2 protein-coding genes are annotated in these 2,533 nt (G+C 63.1%); both read left to right on the top strand.

Features of this window, described 5'->3' with window-relative positions:
* Nucleotides 1-363: phosphopantetheine-binding protein (locus ABX75_RS27725; protein WP_047883108.1), on the top strand; the 363-nt coding region annotated here is incomplete at its 5' end.
* 3 nt (nt 364-366) lie between these two features.
* Nucleotides 367-2,533: condensation domain-containing protein (locus tag ABX75_RS27720; RefSeq protein WP_047883107.1), on the top strand; the 2,167-nt coding region annotated here is incomplete at its 3' end.

Here is a 2,533-nt window from a genome sequence, read left to right as displayed (position 1 = left end):
ACCCCCAACGGCAAGCTCGACCGCAAGGGCCTGCCGGCGCCGGACGCGAGCCTGATGCAGCAGACCTACGTGGCTCCTGAAACCGAACTGGAACAACAGATCGCCGCGATCTGGGCCGAGGTGTTGCACCTGCCCCAGGTGGGCCTGAACGACAACTTCTTCGAGGTGGGTGGGCATTCGCTGCTGGCGATCCAGATCACCTCGCGGGTCCAGGCCGAACTGGGCCTGGACGTGCCGCTGGTGGAAGTGTTCCAGACCGAAACCCTGCGCGCCTATGTGCAGGCCGCAGCCACCTTCCGTGCCGGCAGCGCGGAAGACTTTGATGATCTTCGTGACTTTTTGAGCGAACTAGAGGCGATTTGAAGCATGCTTACCAACCCTAATATCGATCTGGTTTCGCGCTTTCTTCGCCTGCCTCTGGAACAGCGCCAGCAGTTTTACCAGCGCCTGCAAAGCCGAGGCATGAGTTTCGCGCAATTGCCCATTGCCTCGGTTCGCGAGGCCGACCAACACCTGCCGCTGTCCTACGCCCAGGAGCGCCAGTGGTTTCTGTGGCAGTTGGACCCGGACAGTGCGGCCTATCACGTGCCCGGTGCCCTGCGTCTGTGCGGGATGCTGGACAAGGCCGCCCTGCGGCGCAGCTTTGCCAGCCTGGCAGCACGACATGAAAGCCTGCGCACCCGCCTGCACCTGGACGACGAATCGCGCACCCAACAAGTGTTACCCCATACCGACATCCAGATCCTTGAAGACCGTACCGACGAGGCGCAGCTCAAGGCCCGGGTCGAGGCCGAGATCGCCCGTCCGTTCGATTTGCGCCAAGGCCCGCTGTTGCGGGTAACCCTGTTGGAACTCAATGCACAGGAGCATGTGCTGGTGCTGGTGCAGCACCATATTGTGTCCGATGGTTGGTCTATGGGCGTGATGGTGCAGGAACTGATGCAGCTGTACGCCGCGTACAGCCAGGGTCAGGACTGCACCTTGACGCCGCTGCCGATCCAGTACGGCGACTATGCGTTGTGGCAACGCCGCTGGATGGAGGCGGGCGAGAAAACGCGCCAATTGGACTATTGGCGTCAACTGCTGGGCGGTACACAGCCGGTGCTGGCGCTGCCCCTCGATCGTCCGCGCCCGGCGCAACAGCGCTTTCTCGGTGCCCGTCAGGACATCCAGCTTGACCCTGGGCTGGTGACCGGTTTGAAGGCCCTGGCCCAACGCGAAGGCGTGACCCTGTTCATGCTGTTGCTGGCATCGTTCCAGCTGTTTTTGTACCGCTACAGCGGGCAGCGCGATATCCGTGTCGGCGTGCCGATTGCCAACCGCAACCGTGTCGAAACCGAGGCGCTGATCGGTTTCTTCGTCAACACCCAAGTGCTCAAGGCCGACCTTGATGCTGCCATGAGCTTCGCCGAACTGCTCCAGCACACCAAACGTCGTGCGCTGGAAGCCCAGGCCCATCAGGATTTACCCTTCGAGCAGCTGGTGGAGGCCTTGCAGCCTGAGCGCAGTCTTAGCCATAACCCGTTGTTCCAAGTGATGTTCAACCATCAGGCGCAGGTGCGGACGGCCATACAACAACTGCCGGGCCTGCGGGTGGTCAGCCTGGAACATGAGACCCGCACCGCGCAATTCGACTTGAGCCTGGACACCCAGGAGACCGAGGACGGCCTCTGGGCGTCGCTGACTTACGCCACGGACTTGTTCGATGCCAGCACCGCCGCGCGCATGCTCCGGCACTGGCTGGGCCTGCTGCGTGGGGCGGTGTCCGACACGACGCGGCCCTTGCAGGACCTGGCCATGCTGGACATGACCGAGCGCCAACAAATACTTAAGCAGTGGAACGCCACCGCCCGCGACTACCCGCAAAACCAGTGGGTGCATCACCTGATCGAAGCCCAGGCCAAACGCCAGCCGCAGGCCACGGCCCTGGTGTTTGCCGAGCAACGTATCGACTACGCCGAGCTCAACCGCCGCGCCAACCGCCTGGCCCATCGCTTGATCGAGGCCGGTGTCGGTCCGGATGTGCGTGTGGGGCTGGCGGTGGAGCGCTCCTTCGACATGGTTATCGGCCTGCTTGCGGTGCTCAAGGCCGGCGGCGCCTATGTGCCGCTGGACCCCGACTACCCACGCGAACGCCTGGCCTACATGCTCGACGACAGCGGCGTGCAACTGCTGCTGACCCAAGCGCCTTTGCTCGGCCAGTTGCCGATTCCGCATGGCTTGGAAACCCTGGTGCTGGGCGAGTCGAGTTTTGAGACCTACAGCGAGCAAAACCCGGCTGTCGCGTTGGACGGCGAAAACCTCGCGTACGTGATCTATACCTCGGGCTCCACTGGCCAACCCAAGGGCGCGGGCAACCGCCATTCGGCCTTGCTCAACCGCCTGCAATGGATGCAGGAAGCCTACGGGTTAAGCGCGGCCGACAGCGTATTGCAAAAGACCCCGTTCAGTTTCGACGTGTCGGTGTGGGAGTTTTTCTGGCCGCTGATGACCGGCTCGCGGCTGGTGATTGCCGCCCCTGGCGATCACCGCG

The sequence above is a fragment of the Pseudomonas sp. ARP3 genome, assembly GCF_001029595.1.
GTDB lineage: Bacteria > Pseudomonadota > Gammaproteobacteria > Pseudomonadales > Pseudomonadaceae > Aquipseudomonas > Aquipseudomonas rhodesiae.
Note: the sequence above shows the minus strand (reverse complement) of the source record. Positions and strands in the feature narration are given on the sequence as shown.